The sequence below is a fragment of the Sporosarcina sp. FSL W7-1283 genome, from assembly GCF_038003105.1.
Taxonomy (GTDB): domain Bacteria; phylum Bacillota; class Bacilli; order Bacillales_A; family Planococcaceae; genus Sporosarcina; species Sporosarcina newyorkensis.
The window spans coordinates 2048538-2067148 of record NZ_JBBOOL010000001.1 but is presented as its reverse complement, the minus strand read 5'-3'; the positions used below and the strand labels follow the sequence as shown (position 1 = coordinate 2067148).

Annotated in this window: 17 protein-coding genes; 15 read left to right on the top strand and 2 right to left on the bottom strand. The window is 40.7% G+C overall.

All coding sequences use genetic code 11. The features are described 5' to 3' along the window. Positions 1 to 162 precede the first annotated feature (162 nt). The 5 genes from MKY93_RS10220 to MKY93_RS10200 all read left to right on the top strand — a co-directional run bounded on the left by MKY93_RS10220 (position 163) and on the right by MKY93_RS10200 (position 5086). Entirely contained in the window at positions 163 to 972 is an 810-nt protein-coding gene (locus MKY93_RS10220) for a cyclase family protein (protein ID WP_340758985.1), read from the top strand. A gap of 82 nt (positions 973 to 1054) precedes the next feature. Further along, positions 1055 to 2545: an aldehyde dehydrogenase family protein gene (locus MKY93_RS10215; RefSeq protein WP_340758984.1), complete on the top strand. Its 1491-nt coding sequence runs from the start codon at positions 1055 to 1057 to the stop codon at positions 2543 to 2545. A gap of 97 nt (positions 2546 to 2642) precedes the next feature. Next, positions 2643 to 3047 (top strand): RidA family protein, encoded by a 405-nt coding sequence (locus MKY93_RS10210; protein ID WP_340758983.1) that lies wholly within the window; start codon positions 2643 to 2645, stop codon positions 3045 to 3047. A gap of 390 nt (positions 3048 to 3437) precedes the next feature. Then, on the top strand, positions 3438 to 4058 hold the full coding sequence (gene cdaS / locus MKY93_RS10205; protein ID WP_340758982.1) for a sporulation-specific diadenylate cyclase CdaS: 621 nt from the start codon (positions 3438 to 3440) through the stop codon (positions 4056 to 4058). A gap of 272 nt (positions 4059 to 4330) precedes the next feature. Further along, positions 4331 to 5086, top strand: coding sequence for an IclR family transcriptional regulator (locus tag MKY93_RS10200; RefSeq protein ID WP_340758981.1), 756 nt, complete (start codon positions 4331 to 4333; stop codon positions 5084 to 5086). Between the two features lie 113 nt (positions 5087 to 5199). Here MKY93_RS10200 and MKY93_RS10195 read toward each other — a convergent pair whose 3' ends face one another. After that, positions 5200 to 6186, bottom strand: a complete 987-nt coding sequence (locus MKY93_RS10195) for a 5-oxoprolinase subunit C family protein (protein WP_340758980.1) — start codon at positions 6184 to 6186, stop codon at positions 5200 to 5202. Next, positions 6183 to 6917, bottom strand: coding sequence for a 5-oxoprolinase subunit PxpB (gene pxpB / locus MKY93_RS10190; RefSeq protein ID WP_340758979.1), 735 nt, complete (start codon positions 6915 to 6917; stop codon positions 6183 to 6185). The genes MKY93_RS10195 and pxpB overlap by 4 nt, the downstream gene beginning before the upstream one ends. A gap of 275 nt (positions 6918 to 7192) precedes the next feature. Between pxpB and MKY93_RS10185 the strand changes: the two genes are divergently transcribed. The 10 genes from MKY93_RS10185 (at position 7193) to MKY93_RS10140 (ending at position 18592) form a co-directional block, all read left to right on the top strand. Beyond that, entirely contained in the window at positions 7193 to 7951 is a 759-nt protein-coding gene (locus MKY93_RS10185; protein WP_040759226.1) for a LamB/YcsF family protein, read from the top strand. A 16-nt stretch (positions 7952 to 7967) separates the two neighbouring features. Continuing rightward, the gene (locus MKY93_RS10180) at positions 7968 to 9185 is read left to right on the top strand and encodes an NRAMP family divalent metal transporter (protein ID WP_340758978.1); all 1218 of its coding nucleotides are present in this window, start codon (positions 7968 to 7970) and stop codon (positions 9183 to 9185) included. Positions 9186 to 9221: 36 nt separating this feature from the next. Then, entirely contained in the window at positions 9222 to 10013 is a 792-nt protein-coding gene (locus tag MKY93_RS10175) for a putative hydro-lyase (protein ID WP_340758977.1), read from the top strand. Positions 10014 to 10208: 195 nt separating this feature from the next. Further along, positions 10209 to 10778 carry a DUF4256 domain-containing protein gene (locus MKY93_RS10170; protein WP_340758976.1) on the top strand — a complete coding sequence of 190 codons (570 nt, stop codon included), beginning with the start codon at positions 10209 to 10211 and terminating at the stop codon, positions 10776 to 10778. Positions 10779 to 10975: 197 nt separating this feature from the next. Continuing rightward, a complete protein-coding gene (locus tag MKY93_RS10165; protein ID WP_340758975.1) occupies positions 10976 to 13009 on the top strand; it encodes a catalase in 2034 nt (677 codons plus the stop codon). Positions 13010 to 13456: 447 nt separating this feature from the next. Next, entirely contained in the window at positions 13457 to 14047 is a 591-nt protein-coding gene (locus MKY93_RS10160; RefSeq protein ID WP_340758974.1) for a TetR/AcrR family transcriptional regulator, read from the top strand. 26 nt (positions 14048 to 14073) lie between these two features. Then, the gene (locus MKY93_RS10155) at positions 14074 to 14841 is read left to right on the top strand and encodes a 3-hydroxyacyl-CoA dehydrogenase (RefSeq protein ID WP_340758973.1); all 768 of its coding nucleotides are present in this window, start codon (positions 14074 to 14076) and stop codon (positions 14839 to 14841) included. 41 nt (positions 14842 to 14882) lie between these two features. Next, positions 14883 to 16028 carry an acyl-CoA dehydrogenase family protein gene (locus MKY93_RS10150; protein WP_340758972.1) on the top strand — a complete coding sequence of 382 codons (1146 nt, stop codon included), beginning with the start codon at positions 14883 to 14885 and terminating at the stop codon, positions 16026 to 16028. A 174-nt stretch (positions 16029 to 16202) separates the two neighbouring features. Further along, positions 16203 to 17354, top strand: a complete 1152-nt coding sequence (locus MKY93_RS10145; protein ID WP_340758971.1) for a thiolase family protein — start codon at positions 16203 to 16205, stop codon at positions 17352 to 17354. Between the two features lie 92 nt (positions 17355 to 17446). After that, the gene (locus tag MKY93_RS10140) at positions 17447 to 18592 is read left to right on the top strand and encodes a CaiB/BaiF CoA transferase family protein (RefSeq protein ID WP_340758970.1); all 1146 of its coding nucleotides are present in this window, start codon (positions 17447 to 17449) and stop codon (positions 18590 to 18592) included. Positions 18593 to 18611: the final 19 nt, after the last annotated feature.

Sequence of the window (18611 nt, the reverse complement as noted above, 5' to 3'; positions counted from 1 at the left end):
GTCAGAAAATTAAGGGAAAAGACATTACAATTCATCTAAAATAATAAAGTAATATCTTGCTGAAAATTGCAAAAATGTTAACAGGTTAACGACTTGTACAATCAATAAGATGTAAAATGAAGTAAGCAATAAATATTAAATGGAAGATACGGGGGTAATAGGATGGATGTTCAATCGCAAGTATTACACAAAACATCGCATGATCAATCACACGTATTAAGCCAATTACTAGGAAGTATTGTAAATGATTCAATTGAAGTCGTAGATATGACGCAAGTATTGAACGAAGATACACCAGTAATTCAACTTCCAGAACCATTTAAGAACACGGGCGGTTTTCAGTTTAAACAGCTTTCTAAATACGATGAAACAGGGCCTGTATGCTATTGGAATGATTTTGTCGCAGGTGAGCACTGTGGTACACATTTCGATGCACCGAATCATTGGGTAACAGGCAGAGAAAATGCAAGTGTAGATAAGATCCCAGTAAAAAATCTGATTGGAGAAGCACGAGTCATTAATATTAAAAAAAAGTGTATAGAGAACCCGGATTATTGTTTAACAGTTGAAGATATAGAAGAATACGAAGCAGAATTCGGACAAATACCTAAGCATTCCTGGGTATTGCTATATACGGGTTGGGCGGAGTATCTAAACAGTGAAAAATATTTCAATACAGATAGAGATGGTTTGTCACATACGCCTGGATTTACACCGGAAGCATCCCGTTTTCTTGTCGAACGCGATATTTTAGGAGTAGGTGTAGAGACAGTAGGCACTGATGCGGGGATTGCCCATACTTTCGATCCTCCATTTCCAAGCCATCATATTATGCACCAAGCAAATAAATATGGTTTAGCACAGTTGACGAACGTTGATAAGCTTCCGCCTAAAGGAGCGGTCCTAATTGCGGCCCCGTTAAAAATAGAAAATGGGAGTGGAAGCCCAATTAGAGCCATTGCTTTAGTTTAATACAGTGCTAAATTTAAACCCGATAAAAAATAGATAAACCCCAGAATAAATTGTTGATTTTATATTAATGGAGGAGATTTATATGCAAACAATTAAAGCAAACACAAACGAAATCACATTAGATAGCCAATACGGTTCTTTTATTAATGGTGAATTTGTTGAGTCGGCAAATGGTTATATTGATGCAATTAATCCAGCAACCGGTGCCGTACTGTCCAAAATAGCTAGAGGGAATAAAGAAGATGTGGACCTTGCAGTAAAGGCTGCAAATGAAGCATTTAAAACATGGTCAACTCTATCAGTGGAAGAACGTGCAGCATATCTTCACAAAGTTGCGGACGCACTAGAAGAAAACACAGCACGATTGTCTATGATTGAATGCTTAGATACAGGCCGTCCTATAAATGAATTTGGGCTAGATTATGATATTGCAGTAAAACAATTCCGATACTTCGCTTCTGCGATTTTAACTTATGAAGGTACTTCAAGACCACTTCCTAATGGTCAGTTGATTGTACAGAAAGATCCTTTAGGTGTTTGTGCACAAATTATTCCATGGAATGTTCCGATGATAATGGTTTCTTTCAAACTGGCACCTGCTCTTGCAGCAGGTAACACAATTGTCATGAAGCCCGCTGAAGATGCGAGTTTATCTACTTTGGAATTTGCTAAAATCCTTAAAGATATTCTACCGAAAGGCGTCGTGAACTTTGTTACAGGTTACGGTATTGAGGCCGGAGATGCGCTTATTAACCATAAGGATGTTCATAAACTTTCTTTTACGGGCAGTGTAGGCGTAGGCCGGTTAGTTGGTAAGATAGCTGGTGAAAGACTGCTGCCGGTAACTCTTGAATTGGGTGGAAAGTCTCCGCATATCGTCTTCCCAGACGTCAATATTGACGATGCTGTAGAAAACACTACTCTAGGTTACTGCTTATTTAATGGACAAAGTTGTATTCTAGGTTCTCGTTTATTTGTCCATGATGATATTTATGATGAATTTGTTGAGAAGTTAGTTGCAAGAGCAAAAGAAGTTAAAGTGGGCGATCCAACAGATCCATCTACTCGAGTCAGTGCGCTTATTAATGAAAAGCAGGGAAAACGTGTACTAGGCTATATTGATATCGCTAAAGAAGAAGGGGCAAAACTTTTAGCGGGAGGTAACCGCGTGACTATTCCTAATAATGAACACGGTTACTTCATAGAACCGACGATTTTTGAAGCAACGAATGAGATGAGAATTTCACAAGAAGAGATTTTCGGGCCTGTGATTACTGTTATGCGTTGGAATGATGTGGATGCGGTCATTAAAGAAGCAAATGATGTGGAGTACGGTTTGGCGGCGGGTATTATGACGAATGATTTTAAGGCCGCATTGGATACTGCACAAAAAATGCAGGCTGGAAGTGTCTGGATTAATCAATATTTTAACTTCCAAACAGGAGCCCCTTTTGGAGGTTACAAAGACAGTGGCGTAGGAAGAGAATATGGCAAGGAAGCCTTAAGTGAATATACGCAAACAAAGACAATAGCGGCGAATTTCAACTTACCGCCGGCTGGTTTTTTTAAATAAGTCGTTTGTATTTGAAGGGTCCTTGTGTGACTTAAATGTTTAAGTGTTCATAATAATTTCATGTACTACTACCTGACAATGACAGAGGGGGAGCCCAATGCAAAGTTTGCAACGCGAAATTATTAATCCAAGTTCGATCCACGCTCCAATTGGATATACGCATGTCACGATCCCTAAAGGGAATAAAATTGTGTTTATTGCCGGTCAAGTAGCATGGGATAAAAATTTGCAAGTGGTGGAAGTGGGTGATCTAACGAAACAAACAGATATGGTCTATCAAAATATTGAACAAGCATTACATGAAATAGGAGCAACTTGGGATCATATTGCGAAGACAACAATCTTTACCACCCAGCCGAATGAATACGAGATAATAGGAAGCGTAACCGCAAAGTACTTTGGAGATACCCCTCCGCCCTCCCAAACAATAGTTGGTGTGACGGGACTGGCGCTTCCGGAATTTTTAATAGAGATTGAAGCAACTGTAGTAATGGAGGAATAAAAAATAGTGCTAAGTTAATAATGTTGGGAAAAGGAAAATCCCCAATCAAATAATGCATAATCGAACGCAGCACCTCTTTGGTACGATCAACGTATCAAAGAGGTGCTTTCTCGCGGCTGAAAAATGAAGAGGGCCTGTGAGAAAGTTTACATACTCATGTTTGCTGAAACACGTATGAATTATTAAAAAACTATATTCTTTTATCTATTTAACATTATAGATACCCAATACTGTTTCGATTTAGATCAACACGGTGCGAAGCATGCTTTGATGTAGGCGACAATAACCATTCCTTTATTCGTAAAGACTTTACCTGATTCAATGAATAAAAATTTTTTATCTGGACAAACTTTACGTACGCTATTGGGAATAAAGGGGAGGTGTGTCTCCATGGATAATTTGAATTGTGATTTTACACCGATGAAGAGAACATTAACCGAAGATATTCGCCAAGTTATTACGGCACTACAAAAGAATGTCGAAGTAATGAACGATGAAAATTTCTGTGTACTTGGAGATTTCGAGGAAATTAAAGAGGCTTTTTTAAGCATTGAAATGAGAGCGGCTACTTTTTATTTGAACTGTTATTTGTCTTCGTTTACAGAAAAGTATCCGGAGATATCACAGTGCATTCAAAATATGTCTAAGCGAAGACATGGCGGATTAATTGTAATTCAGCGTGAAGATCCTCTTGAATCTTTGGTGACATCAGGAATACCGATAGGCGCAGAATTAACTCACACTTTATTGGAATCAATTTTTTTCCCCGGTAATCCACTTCATGATGGAGCTGTGATGGTGAACTTTAATCACATCGTTTCAGCGACAAATGTTCTGCCGTTATCAGACAGATTTACAGGTGACAAAAAGCTGGGTACCCGACATCGTGCTGCTTTAGGATTATCCGAACGAAGCGACGCGCTTGTACTTGTAGTATCTGAAGAAACGGGAAGAGTTTCATTTGCTATTAATGGACAACTCCATCCTATAACTTCTCATGGAGCTCTATAAACATAACATGCAAGACACAATTTCTTGTATGTTGGAATAAAATTAACATTTTTTAAAAATCATAAAACAGAATTTCCAGCCCTTTCTTTCTATCTAGAAGAAAAGGGTTTTTTGATGTGCACCAACAAGGTGAAACCTCTTCAGCCTTCTTATCGGACAAATTTCATTGTTGCTCATTTGCAAAATACAAATTAAAGTAAAGGATAGACACTAAAAGATTAAGATATTAACTAATACCTAATAAACTATGTAAGAACATCGGAGGAATTGTATTGGATAATAAAAACAAAACAGTGGTTCGATCAATGGATGTCTTAAACCTATTCATTAACCATGCTGAACTGACATTTCAAGAAATCATAGATTACTCGGGTATCCCAAAAACATCTGTTTACCGCATGCTTCGGTCACTTGAGGAAATGGGTTTTCTCGTGAAGGGGGAGGATTCAAAATATCGATTGGGACTTATATTTCTGAAGTTCGGTCATTTGGTCTCTTCTAGGATGAATATTCGTGCCATCGCGTATCCGATCATGCAGGCTCTTCATCAAGAAGTGAATGAAGCGGTGAATCTTATCATAAAACAAAATGATGAAGCCATTTACATAGAAAAAATTGATACACACCAGAAAGTTCGGCTTTACACAGCGATAGGAAGAAGAAGTCCTTTATACGCCGGAGCCTGTTCTCGTGCCATTCTTTCATTCTTACCTGATACGGAAATTGATGACTATCTTGATTCAATTGAGCTGACATCTTTTGGCAGGGGCTCTATTACAGATGAAACACAACTTCGAGAAACGATTAATCAAGCAAGAATAGATGGGTATACTGTCAGTCATTCTGAATTGGAAAACCATACATCCGCGATCGCAGCTCCTATCTTTGACCATAAAGGAGATGTCATTGCGGGAATCAGTGTTGCAGGGATCGAAGCAAATTATCAAGGAGAAAAGATTCAATATTTTGCGGAAAAAACGCTAGAAGCGGCAAAAAAAATATCAATGCAATTAGGCCACGATGGCTAGTGCCTTGAAGGAGCTGCCTTGAATGTTAGAAAAACTTTCAATGGCAGCTTTTACTCATATGAAAGGTGAGAGAAGCGGTGAATCGAGCCAAAGTAACGTTGCACTTGACCCTGTCAAACCTTTAACTGAATCCCTATTTTGAGGCTTGCGATAATTTGTTCGTTTTTCCATAGTTCATTTTCTGCTTCCTCAATTGAAATCACTTCAAACTGGATGGTCCCTCGTGGCCGCAGTTGCGCTAAACTCGGTAAATCGACCGAAATAATTTGTGCGATCTTCGGATAACCACCAGTCGTTTGCCGATCTGCCATTAAAATAATGGGCTGTCCGTTAGGAGGGATTTGTATCGTTCCATAAGTGACACCTTCAGACAAAAGCTCGGTTTTTTCACTTAATGCAAGGGGCGGACCTTCCAAGCGATATCCCATTCGATCGGATGAATTTGTCAATACAAATAGTTCCTCAATTAGCCTTTGTTTACTCATTTCTTCAAATTGATCATACTCTGCGCCTTCCGTGATACGAATAGTTTGCGCTTGACCAAGACGAATGATTGTTTCATGGTTAACGCTCCATGCAAAGTGGCGTTGCAACTTAGATAATTGTTGCACAAATGATCGGCTCGTTGCATTTAGTTCACCGCAGGATAGGCTGTCCCCTTTTTTCAATGCTCTTCCTAAGAAGCCACCAATCCCAGCTCGGACATATGTACTTTTACTCCCCATAACTTTAGGGACAACTAAACCACCAGCAAACGCAATATATGCACGGCATCCTTTTCTTGCCGATTTAAAGGAGAGCAAGGAGCCTTTTCGGACTAATACAGGACGCCACATTGGTACTTCTTTGTCATCTACAGCCGGCATTAAATCACCGCCAGTAATTGCTATTAGAAGATCCCTTTCGAAGAGAAGCGTGCAGCCTACCAATGTCATTTCCAGAGTGCCTTCACCTTCATCATTTCCTACGAGTAAGTTTGCGATGCGAAGCGAATAGCTGTCCATTGCGCCGCCCACGATGACACCGTATTTTTGTGAACCGTATCTTCCCAAGTCTTGTATAGTCGTCAAAAGACCGGGATGAACTACTTGGAAACTCATGATTTCAACTCCTTTATTCTAGTGTACTCCCTAACGGAAATAGACTTGAAGCGTATTTTATATCCTGCCTGCAGATATGTCGGAGGTTGCTGATCGGGAAGGAAAAGATCGACAGGAGTCCGGCCGATAATTTGCCAACCCCCAGGCGTTTCTAAAGGATAAACTCCTGTTTGCAACCCTGCGATTCCTACAGAACCCGCAGGAATAGAAGTTCTGGGTGTTTCCTTGCGCGGAGTGGCAATTCGCTCATCCATGCCGCCCAAGAAAGGAAAACCAGGAGCAAATCCAATCATATATACTAAATATTCATTTTTTGAGTGAATTTCGATTACTTCATCGGGACTCAGCCCATGATGGCTCGCAACATATTCTAAGTCTGGTCCATACTCACCGCCGTAAACAACAGGAATCGTGACGAGTTTTTCTTCGGAACCTGGTTGTTTACCGATTTTCTGAACTAAGTTTTCCATGTAAACGCTAACATATCGAAATGGACTTTTTGGCAATCCATCAGTAATCGACTGATGCACAATGTAAGGATTATAGTAAACAGTTAAACTGGTGTACGCAGGAACGGACTCGATATAGCCGTTAAATGGATGAATCTCCAGCAATCTAGTCAACTCGCCTACTAATTTGTGAATGGAAGGGTCGATCCCTTCACCTAACTGGACAATCAGGGCCGAATCTCCCAATGGTTTAATAAGTGCGTTATTCGTTTCTTTCTTCATTATCACAACTCCTAAAGTTCCGAAATTCGGTACACTGGTTTTAAATATTGGATCATATAGTTATTATAATAGACAGAAAACAAATTTCAAGTCGTCTAAACAATAAAAAGGTTTCGATACCTTATCACAAACTTTTTTAAAATAAAATCTATTCAATTTCAAAACTTTATGATAAAGTGGATTTGTAATTCAAAACTAGAGTTTCGATTATCGGAACTAAACGATTTGTAAGCGTTTACGATAATGCATTTCATTTTATTTTTGGAGGGATTATGATGTATCAAGTTGATTTGAACTGTGATTTGGGTGAGAGTTTTGGACGCTATATGTTAGGTGAACAGAAAGAAATATTAAAATATGTCACATCTGCAAATATAGCATGCGGGTTTCATGCAGGTGATCCGCGTGTGATGAGAGAGACCGTCAGACTTGCTGTAGATCATAATGTGAAAATCGGTGCCCATCCAGGTCTACCAGATTTGAATGGTTTTGGCCGCCGCGAAATGAAAATCACTCCACAGGAAGCATATGATATGGTCATTTACCAAATAGGCGCACTGCAAGGGTTCTTAACTGCTTGCCAAACGTCTATGCAACATGTGAAACCACATGGCGCGCTGTACAATATGGCTGCACAAGATGAAAAACTTGCAGAAGCTATTGCGCAAGCTGTATATGACATTTCTGCCGATCTTATCTTATTTGGTCTGGCGGGAAGTGAATTAACAAAAGCTGGTGAACGAATCGGTTTACAAACAGTACATGAAGTATTTGCAGATCGGACCTATCAGGACGATGGTTCTTTAACTTCCCGCTCCCAGGCTGAAGCGATGATTGTTGATAAAGAACAATCTGCTGCACAAGTGATCAAAATGGTGACAGAAGGAAAAGTGTTAACGCAGCAAGGAATAGAAGTCCCTGTCAAGGCGCATTCCATTTGCATCCATGGCGATGGAGAGCATGCGTTGGATTTTGCAAAATACTTAAAAGAACAGCTACTGCAAAACAAGATAAAAGTTGCGGCAATGTCGTAAGAAGTGGAGGGTTCGTATGAAAGACAAGAATGTGGTGCATACACCGAAGAGTGAGAAAGTAAGTAAAAGTGTTTTATTCGGAGCGGCCTTTTTAATGGCTACTTCTTCGATCGGTCCTGGATTCCTAACGCAGACGACGGTATTTACGCAACAATTAGCGGCAAGTTTCGGGTTTGTGATTTTAATTTCCTTGCTGCTAGATGTCTTTGTACAAATAAATATTTGGAGAATTATTGCAGTATCTGGTTTAAGAGGACAAGAAATAGCGAATAAAGTGCTTCCCGGTCTCGGAGTCGTGCTGGCTGTTTTAATTGTCATTGGAGGACTTGCCTTTAATATTGGGAACGTTGCTGGCGCTGGGCTTGGACTTAACGCCATGCTCGGTATGGATCCCGTTTATGGAGCAGTTTTGAGCGCTGCTTTTGCAATCTTTATCTTTCTTTTTAAAGAAGCCGGTAAGGCAATGGATAAAGTTGCACAAGCTGCAGGCGGTGTCATGATCCTCTTGATGCTTTACGTTGCATTTACTACTTCACCACCGGTAGGAGAAGCGATTGTGAATACTTTTAAACCTGAGCAGCTTAGCATCTTTGCGATTATCACAATTGTTGGGGGATCTGTAGGCGGATACATTACATTTGCCGGAGGTCACCGTTTATTAGACGCTGGTGTGAAAGGGATTGACTCATTACCGGACGTTACGAAAAGCTCTGTTATGGGAATTGCGGTAACAGGTGTTATGCGTGTAGCTTTGTTCTTGGCAGTTTTGGGCGTTGTATCGATGGGTCTGGCGATCGATCCTGCCAATCCACCTGCTTCGGTTTTCAAGCTGGCAGCAGGAGAGGTAGGATACCGAATGTTTGGTGTGATTATGTGGGCAGCAGCCATTACATCAGTTGTTGGAGCTGCATACACATCCGTTTCTTTCATACGAACCTTTCATCCTGCTATCGAAAAGTATCATAACTGGGTCATCATCTTATTTATTTTGATTTCAACACTGACATTTGCCATCGTCGGTAAACCTGTAAATGTTCTGATCCTTGTTGGTGCCTTAAATGCATTAATCTTGCCTCTTGGACTCGGTACTATTTTAGTGGCGGCTTATAAGAAGGAGATCATCGGAAATTATAAGCATCCGCTTTGGTTAACCATTACAGGAGGAATTGTCGTGGTGGCTATGGGTGTGTTAAGTATTATGACTTTAATTGAGCAGATTCCATTACTGTTTTAAGGAAAGGCAAGTATACACAGAGGAGGAGAATACATAATGGAGAACTATGAAGAGATGTCTCCTGCAAAAGTTAGGGAACTGATCCGCAAACAGATGATTACAGGTCCTACTGCAGGTATGTCAAAAGGATTTGCACAAGCGAATTTGGTGATTCTAAAAAAAGAGCATGCGTACGATTTTTTATTATTTTGCCAGCGGAACCCGAAGTCATGTCCTTTATTGGATGTGACGGAGGTCGGTTCGTTCAAGCCCAACAAAATAGCGACGAATGCAAACATTTTAACTGATGTACCCAAATATCGGATTTATAAAGATGGTGTATTTACGGAGGAAGTGCTGGACGCTTCTGACTATTGGGAAGAGGACATGGTCTGCTTTCTGATAGGTTGCAGTTTCACATTTGAAACGCCACTCTTGGCAGCCGATATACCGATACGTCATATCGAAGAAAAATGCAATGTGCCTATGTACAAAACGTCGATTGCATGTGAGAAAGCGGGCGTCTTTGAAGGACCAATGGTAGTGAGTATGCGGCCTATGACTTATGAAAATGCCATACGAGCTGTACAAATCACCACTCCTTTACCTGCTGTCCACGGGACGCCTATTCATATCGGAGACCCAAGCCAAATCGGCATTCAAGATATTGACAAACCAGACTTTGGGGATTCAGTCACGATAAAGGATGGAGAAATTCCGGTGTTCTGGCCATGTGGTGTTACGCCACAGGCAGTTGCGATGCAAAGCAAACCTTCTATCATGATTACACATGCCCCAGGCTGCATGTTTATTGGCGATATTAAAGATACAACGCTTAGTATTTTTTAACACTGTAGAAAACTAATTCAAATGCATGAAAGATTGGACATGAACGTGTGTCCGATCTTTTTTGCAGTAGGATGGCTAGACAAAATTTTTCATAGTAGGTAAAGTGAAGAGCAGGCTAGGGTGATTGGTCAGAGTATTATTAGGTTATACTCCGAACTAAACCCGATTTTAGTAAATAATAAGGAGTGAACGATTATGACAATGAGTAATAAAAAAGAGTTATCACCCGAACAACAAGAAGAACTACTATCAATTTTGAAAGCACGTTTCGAAAAAAACATGAACCGTCATGAAGGACTGGTATGGACGGTGATACAAGCGAAGCTCGAAGCAAATCCCGAAAAACTTTGGTCACTCAATGAAATGGAATTGACTGGGGGTGAACCGGATGTCGTAGAGTATTATGAAAAGGCAGATAGTTATGCTTTTTATGATTGCTCAGCAGAAAGTCCTAAAGGGCGCAGAAGTGTGTGTTACGATCATGAAGCGCTAGAGTCGAGGAAGAAACATAAACCAGAGAATAGCGCTATGGAGATGGCAACTACTATGGGCATTGAACTGTTAACGGAAAATCAGTTCCGTGCACTACAGGAACTTGGGGATTTCGATTTGAAGACATCTAGTTGGGTCCAAACCCCCTCTGACATTAGGAAACTCGGCGGAGCCCTTTTTTGCGACCGGCGATTCGGACATGTCTTCATATATCATAATGGAGCGGAATCTTATTATGCCAGCAGAGGATTTCGTGGATGTCTCCTTGTCTGAACAGGGGAAGTCGTTATTTAAGGAGATATCTAAATTGAGTTGTTAGGATTCTAATTCAGACATCATTAAGGCAACACCATAAATAATGAACCACACGTCTGTGAAAAATAGATGTGCGGTTCATTATTTTTTTACATACCCATCAGATGGATAAATTTCGTTTACAATTCATATCAATGAATGGGGAGGTATATGAAATGACAGATAAACAGAAAGATAACGAAAAAGATGAGCAACTTGAGAGTTTTCGTGTGAATGATAAGGGAAAATATATGACAACAAATCAAGGGTTAAAGGTTTCCGAGGATGAACTTTCCTTGACTGCCGGTGTCCGTGGTCCAACCTTAATGGAGGACTTTCATTTCCGGGAGAAATTAACACATTTTGATAATGAACGAATACCAGAACGGGTTGTCCATGCTAGGGGCTTTGCAGCTCACGGTGAATTTGAGTTGTACCAAGATATGTCGCGTTATACAAAAGCGAAAATATTTACTGATACATCTATAAAAACACCAGTATTTGTACGGTTCTCCACTGTTAATGGGGCAAGGGGTTCAGGAGATACGGCAAGAGATGCTCGCGGATTTGCAACAAAGTTTTACACTGAGCAAGGAAACTATGACCTCGTAGCCAATAACATCCCTGTTTTCTTTATTCAAGATGGAATAAAATTTCCAGATGTTGTTCACGCATTCAAACCAGAACCTCATAATGACATTCCTCAAGCATCTACAGCTCATGATAACTTTTGGGACTTTGTTGCCAATAATCCGGAAAATGCGCATATGGTGATGTGGATTATGTCCGATCGAGCGATTCCAAGAAGTTTTCGAATGATGGAAGGATTTGGTGTAAATACATTTCGTTTTGTTAACGCTGCGGGGGAAGCATTCTTTGTTAAATTTCATTGGAAACCAAAACTCGGCGCCCACTCTTTAACTTGGGAGGAGGCCCAGAAGCTAATGGGAGTTGACCCTGATTTCCATCGCAATGATTTATGGAATGCGATTGAACGAGGGGATTATCCAGAGTTTGAGTTAGGTGTACAAATTGTAAATGAAAAAGATGAATTTACGTTTGATTTTGATTTATTAGACGCAACTAAGCTAATACCCGAGGAAGACGTTCCGGTGAAAATCATTGGAAAGATGACATTAACGAAGAACGTTGATAACTTCTTTGCTGAGACTGAGCAAGTGGCGTTTCATCCGGGGAATGTGGTACCAGGTATTGACTTTACGAATGATCCATTGCTCCAGGCGAGATTATTCTCCTATATTGACACACAATTAATACGTTTAGGTGGACCAAACTTTCATGAGATACCGATCAACCGTCCGATTTGTCCCTTCTATAATAACCAGCGTGAAGGTTATCATAGAATGACGATCAATGTTGGTCGTGTGAACTATCATCGCAACTCCTTAGCAGGGAATACACCGGCTCCCGTACCGCCTGAAGAGGGTGGTTATAAGCATTATGAAGAAAAAGTTGAGGGTCGGACAATAAGAGCAAGAAGTAAAAGTTTCACGGATTTCTTTTCTCAAGCAACTATGTTTTGGAATAGCATGAGTGGACCCGAGAGGAAACATATAATCGATGCATTTAGTTTTGAACTAGGAAAAGTAAAAAATAAATCGGTACGACAACAAAATGTGGATTTATTTGCAAATGTTGACCTTGAACTGGCTGAAACAATAGCAAGAAATATTGGGGTTTCTCCACCAACGAGTGGAGGATCGACTGTAACAAAATCTTCCCCGGCATTGAGTCAATTAAATATGCCTATGTCTGCGAAAACTCGTAAAGTAGCGATAATTGTATCGGATGGGTTTAATGGTCTTTTAGTAAAGTCAGTACTTGAATATTGGAAATCGAAAGGGCTTGTTCCGGAAATCATAAGTGAGGACCAAGGAAAAGTTCAAGGTACGAAGAACGTTCAGTTAGAAGCGACACAAAATGTATATACTGCCGATTCAGTGTTATACGATGCGGTCTATATGGTGCGGGGAAGTAGTGATGATATGGCTTTTAACCAAAAAATCGCAAATTTCCTTGATGAGGCTTTTCGTCACAAAAAGACAATTGGGGCTACTGGTCAAGGCGTACAATGGTTAAATGTCAATAATTTCATCAATAAACCAGGTGTTATTACAGATGAAAATATCCCTAATTTTGCAAATCGGTTTGTAGAAGCTGTTGCACAACATCGTCACTGGGATAGGTAGTTTTCAATGGGGGGCGGTCCAATATTCCCTGACTAATAAGAGGTTAAGACAATAAAACCAACAAATTAAAATATTGGCGTCGTACTCCACACCATGCAATGGTGAAGGTACCGCGCCTATTTTTGTTTTTACTATTTTTATATTTGTTTAGTTTTCGAAGAGAATAACTTGGAAAAAATAAAGTGACGCAATAACTAGCGGGACCTGTGAATATCGAGAGTTTTTATATAAATATTGCAAACGGATGAGAATGAAAATTAAAGAAATCAGGCAGTAGCATTGATAGAAACAAATCAGCTCATTATTCTTCACTTTCAAAATGACTACAAATAAATAAGAAATTTGTAGTCTGGAAAATAGTTATTAAATTTTCAGAAAATTAACTTGATATTTAAAAAATGAATGTGTAGAATAAAAATTAATCAATTAACAGGGAGGTGAATTGCTGTGTCGTTGCGCCAGAAGAAGATAACTAAGAAAAAAGAAGACATTTTACGGACTGCGGTTAGTATTCTCGCAGGAAAGGGCTATCAGGGGACGACAATGGAAGAGATTGCCTCTAGTTTATTGATGACAAAAGGATCTGTCTATTATTATTTCAAAGACAAACAGGATCTGCTTTATCAAAGTCAGCTAATGCTCTTACAGCAAAGTCTGGTAAATATTAAAACAATACAGCAGGAGAATTTACCGGTGGAGGACAGATTTAAAAAGGCTATGGTAGCTCATATCACCTATTTACTAGATGAAAAATCAGGGTTTGAGATGATGGTAAAGCTTGAACAGATTTTTTCAACTGAACAACTTGAAGAGATTTTTCAATTGCGAAATGATTACGAGAAGTGTTTTGACCAACTAATCCTAGAAGGTATCAATGAAGAAGTGTTTGAAGCTGTAGAAATCACAATAGTAAGGAACACAATATTAGGTGCCATGAACTGGGTGACTCAATGGTACTCGCCAGAAGGAAAAAAAGACCCGATAGAAATTGCTGAAACGGTTTCTGGCTATTTAACACGTATTCTGGTAAAAAAATAAACTACATCATTATTGGAGGGAAACAAATGAAAGTAGAAAATGCCGTCGTAGTAGTTACAGGTGGAGCTTCAGGTCTTGGAGAAGCTACAGTAAGGCAAATCGTTTCCAAGGGAGGCAAAGCTGTTATCCTCGATCTATCTGAGGAAAAAGCTCTTCATCTGAAAGAGGAATTAGGGGAAAGTATGTATTATGTACAAACCGATGTAACCGACGAGACCAGTGTACAGCAGGCTCTGGACCAGGCAGTTGAAAAGTATGGAAAAGTTAATGCGCTCGTAAATTGTGCAGGTATTGGCATAGCAGAGAAGACGATCGGCAAAAAAGGGGTACATAGTTTATCTCGTTTTGCAAAAGTTATCCAAGTGAATTTGATTGGTACATTTAATGTCATTCGACTGACATCAGAAATAATGGCTAAAAACGAACCGAATGAGGACGGTGAGCGTGGAGTAATCGTTAATACGGCATCTGTTGCTGCCTTCGATGGGCAAATTGGTCAGGTTGCCTACAGTGCTTCGAAGGGTGGGATTGTAGGAATGACATTACCGATTGCACGAGACCTTGCTCCGCTTGGTATTCGGGTAATGACAGTGGCACCTGGATTATTCGATACTCCATTATTTGCTTCATTGCCGGAAGAGGCAAAATTAGCATTGGGCAAAATGACACCGTTTCCATCCCGTTTAGGTTTTCCTGCTGAGTATGCACTTTTGGTAAGCAGTATTATGGAAAATCCAATGCTAAACGGTGAAACCATTCGTCTTGATGGCGCGATAAGAATGCAGCCACGGTAAGACCAGCCCTGAAGGATAGATGATGTAAAGGAGGATATTTGATGGAAAGAACTTTTTTACATGAAGAACATGAAATTTTCCGTAGTTCATTGAGAAGGTTTCTTGAGAAGGAAGCTTTTCCATACTATGAGCAATGGGAGAGTGAGAAACAAGTTCCCAGATCTTTTTGGAAAAAGGCGGGGGCACAAGGCTTTCTTTGTCCTTGGGCTGATGAAAAACACGGGGCGTTTCAAGCTGATTTTGGTTATACTGTTGTGCTTAGTGAGGAATTTGAACGTGTCGGAACCGGAATGGTCGGTGTAGGTCTCCATAATGATATTGTGATGCCGTATATCGCGTCTTATGGGACAGATGCACAAAAAGCAGCTTGGATGCCTGGCGCAATCACCGGGGATTTGATTTCCGCTATTGCTATGACGGAACCGGGTACTGGATCGGACTTGGCCGCAGTCAAAACGACTGCAATTAAAGATGGTGATGAGTATATCTTAAATGGGGAAAAATCGTTTATTACGAATGGGCACAGTGCCGATTTAGTTGTTGTCGTTTGTAAAACAAATCCTAAAGCTCAGCCTGCTCACAAGGGCATCAGTCTGATTGTAGTCGAAGCCGGGACACCAGGATTTACAAAAGGTAAAAAGCTACGGAAAGTCGGACAGCATGCTAATGATACATGTGAATTAATTTTCGAAGACGCACGTGTTCCAGCCAGCAATTTACTGGGTGAAGAGGGGAAAGGTTTTTATTATTTAATGGAAAAGTTGCAGCAGGAACGTTTGATGGTTGCCATTCAAAGTATAGCAGCATCGGAAATTATGCTGGATTCAACCATTGATTATGTTAAACAACGAAAAGCTTTTGGCCGCAGTATCAGTCAGTTCCAAAATACGCAGTTTAAGCTTGCGGAACTGAAGACTGAAATTCAGATCGGCAGGACATTTATTGACCGACTGATTGTTGACCATGTTGCAGGAAAAGATGTCGTGACCGAAGTATCGATGGCGAAATGGTGGACGACTGATCTCGCAAAGAAAGTGGCAAATGAATGTATGCAGCTGCATGGCGGCTATGGTTACATGGAAGAGTACGATATCGCAAGAAGATATCGTGATGTGGCAGTTTCATCTATTTATGCAGGTTCAAATGAAATCATGAAAGTGATCATTGCAAAAAACATGGGATTATAGAGGCTGACTGCAGCAACTAAAAGAAAGATTCCAATGGAAAACGAGGACTTCTGACGTTGGAAGTCATTATTTTACATCGGCAGGATGAGGAAGTATTAACTTGCAGTACAAATGTATATGTGCAGGTTTAAATGTAAGGGCTTACAAAAAAGTTTGATGGAAAGGAAGATAGTTATGCGTGAAGCAGTAATTATTGAGGCAGTCAGGACGCCGGTTGGCAGAAGAAACGGATTGTTAAGCGGAATACGGGCAGAGGAATTGGCTGCAAAGCCTTTAGAGGAAGTATTGAAACGGGCAGGTATTTCTGCAGAATTGGTGGAAGATGTTATTTTCGGCTGTGTATCGCAAGTTGGAGAGCAGGCTTTTGATATTGCTAGACAAGCAGCGTTGATTGCCGGTTTTCCAGTGGATGTTCCGGGCACAACAATTGATCGGCAGTGTGGTTCGAGTCAGCAAGCGGTTCATTTTGCTTCACAAGCGATTATTAGCGGAGATATGGATGTTGTGATTGCAGGCGGAATTGAAAGTATGTCACGTGTGCCAATGGGATCCAATATGCAAGGCGTACAGCTTAGTGAAGCATTAACTTCAAAGTACGAGATCATTAATCAAGGTATATCCGCCGAGCGAGTCGCGGATAAATGGAACATAACCCGTGAAGAAATGGATGAATTCTCATTGGAAAGCCATAGAAAGGCAATTAAGGCTCGTAAGGAAGGACGTTTTGTAGAAGAAATCATGCCGTTAGAGGTAACACTTCCAGATGGGACAATGACTGTGATGAAAGATGATGAAGGTCCTAGAGAAAATACAAATCTCGAAAAACTTAGCGGGATTAAGCCAGCTTTTCGGGAGGACGGCGGCGTAACAGCGGGTAATTCCAGCCAAATCAGTGATGGTGCTGTTGCGATATTAATGATGTCGCGAGAGAAGGCCGTTGAACTTGGTTTAAAGCCGAGATTTCGTGTGATTGCGCGAACTGTTGTAGGATCCGATCCGACACTCATGTTGACTGGACCCATTCCTGCAACGGAAAAGGTACTGCAAAAAGCGGGATTGACGCTTGGAGATATCGACATTTTCGAAGTCAATGAAGCGTTCGCATCGGTGCCGCTCGCCTGGCTAAAGGAATTTGATGTCGATCCGGCAAAACTGAATCCAAATGGCGGTGCGATTGCGTTAGGCCACCCTCTTGGTGCTAGTGGCGGACGTCTGATGACCACCATGCTGTATGAATTGGAGAGAAGCAATGGACGGTATGGACTGCAGACCATGTGTGAAGGCCATGGGATGGCAAATGCGACCATTGTAGAGCGACTTGATTAGTAAATTGTAAGTTGCCTGTCGTTTTATCATTTTTCTAGAGTGACAGTTACCTTATAATATTCGCACAATTAACTTTGTCTGGAGGTGTTCGTGTGGTATTAACGTCTATTCGTGTTCTCGATTTAACCCGCCTGTTGCCGGGACCGTATTGTACGATGTTACTTGCAGATTTCGGCGCAGAAGTGATAAAAATAGAGGACCCAAAAATCGGTGATTATGCAAGAATGTACGAACCTAAATTAGACGAGGACAGTGCACTTTTTCATTCGCTCAATAGAAATAAGAAAAGTGTTTGCCTTGATTTAAAAACAGAAGAAGGAAAACACAATTTTATAAAAATGGTCGAGAACGCAGATGTAGTGGTAGAGTCATTTCGTCCGGGGGTTATGGAACGACTCGGTTTGGATTATCAAACGTTGAAACTAGTAAACCCACGCCTTATTTATTGTGCGGTGACAGGTTACGGGCAAACAGGTCCCTATAAAGACCTGCCTGGACATGATATTAATTACTTGAGTTTTGCCGGCCTGCTCGATTTGATGGGAGAAAAGGATGGGAAACCGATTGTTCCTGCCACACAAATAGCCGATATTGGCGGTGGGGCCTTGCCGGCAGTAGTAGGTATTTTATTAGCTTTATTTGAGAGGGAAAAATCAGGGAAAGGGCAGTTTGTCGACATCTCCATGTTGGATGGCGTGATTTCCTGGTTGCAGACGATCCTCCCGAATTATTTAGCCGACTCTGTGACGACTAACCGAGGAGAACAAATGTTGTCCGGCGGACTTGCGGCTTACAGCATTTATGAAACAAAGGACGCGCGCTTCCTTTCTGTAGGGGCACTCGAGGAAAAATTTTGGCAGACGTTTTGTCATGGGATAGGAAGAAGTGATTTTATCCCTCGTATATTGGCACCGCCCCACAAGCAACATCGCCTTAAATACGAAATACAAACGATAATCTATCAAAAAACGCTGGCTGAGTGGATGGAGATATTTGAGAATAAAGAAGCCTGTGTCACTCCAGTGTTAACACTGGAAGAAATGACAAGCGATCCTCAAATAATGGCGCGTGAAATGATTCAATCCATGAAACACGAAACTTTAGGAACGATAAAACAAATTGGTATTCCCATTAAACTGTCTGAGACACCTGGTGTAATTCGTTTCATAGCACCAAAACTGGGTGAACATACAGAAGAAATCTTGAAGGAAGTAAATGCCGCTCGAAAAAAAGTATAAGTACATTATATTTTTCTGG

What these genes read in the sequence shown, in the direction of transcription:
- MKY93_RS10220 (WP_340758985.1), top strand. Translation starts at nt 163, where the DNA reads ATGGATGTTCAATCGCAAGTATTACACAAAACATCGCATGATCAATCA.
- MKY93_RS10215 (WP_340758984.1), top strand. Translation starts at nt 1,055, where the DNA reads ATGCAAACAATTAAAGCAAACACAAACGAAATCACATTAGATAGCCAA.
- MKY93_RS10210 (WP_340758983.1), top strand. Translation starts at nt 2,643, where the DNA reads ATGCAAAGTTTGCAACGCGAAATTATTAATCCAAGTTCGATCCACGCT.
- cdaS (WP_340758982.1), top strand. Translation starts at nt 3,438, where the DNA reads ATGGATAATTTGAATTGTGATTTTACACCGATGAAGAGAACATTAACC.
- MKY93_RS10195 (WP_340758980.1), bottom strand. Translation starts at nt 6,186, where the DNA reads ATGAGTTTCCAAGTAGTTCATCCCGGTCTTTTGACGACTATACAAGAC.
- pxpB (WP_340758979.1), bottom strand. Translation starts at nt 6,917, where the DNA reads ATGAAGAAAGAAACGAATAACGCACTTATTAAACCATTGGGAGATTCG.
- MKY93_RS10185 (WP_040759226.1), top strand. Translation starts at nt 7,193, where the DNA reads ATGTATCAAGTTGATTTGAACTGTGATTTGGGTGAGAGTTTTGGACGC.
- MKY93_RS10180 (WP_340758978.1), top strand. Translation starts at nt 7,968, where the DNA reads ATGAAAGACAAGAATGTGGTGCATACACCGAAGAGTGAGAAAGTAAGT.
- MKY93_RS10175 (WP_340758977.1), top strand. Translation starts at nt 9,222, where the DNA reads ATGGAGAACTATGAAGAGATGTCTCCTGCAAAAGTTAGGGAACTGATC.
- MKY93_RS10170 (WP_340758976.1), top strand. Translation starts at nt 10,209, where the DNA reads ATGACAATGAGTAATAAAAAAGAGTTATCACCCGAACAACAAGAAGAA.
- MKY93_RS10165 (WP_340758975.1), top strand. Translation starts at nt 10,976, where the DNA reads ATGACAGATAAACAGAAAGATAACGAAAAAGATGAGCAACTTGAGAGT.
- MKY93_RS10155 (WP_340758973.1), top strand. Translation starts at nt 14,074, where the DNA reads ATGAAAGTAGAAAATGCCGTCGTAGTAGTTACAGGTGGAGCTTCAGGT.
- MKY93_RS10150 (WP_340758972.1), top strand. Translation starts at nt 14,883, where the DNA reads ATGGAAAGAACTTTTTTACATGAAGAACATGAAATTTTCCGTAGTTCA.
- MKY93_RS10145 (WP_340758971.1), top strand. Translation starts at nt 16,203, where the DNA reads ATGCGTGAAGCAGTAATTATTGAGGCAGTCAGGACGCCGGTTGGCAGA.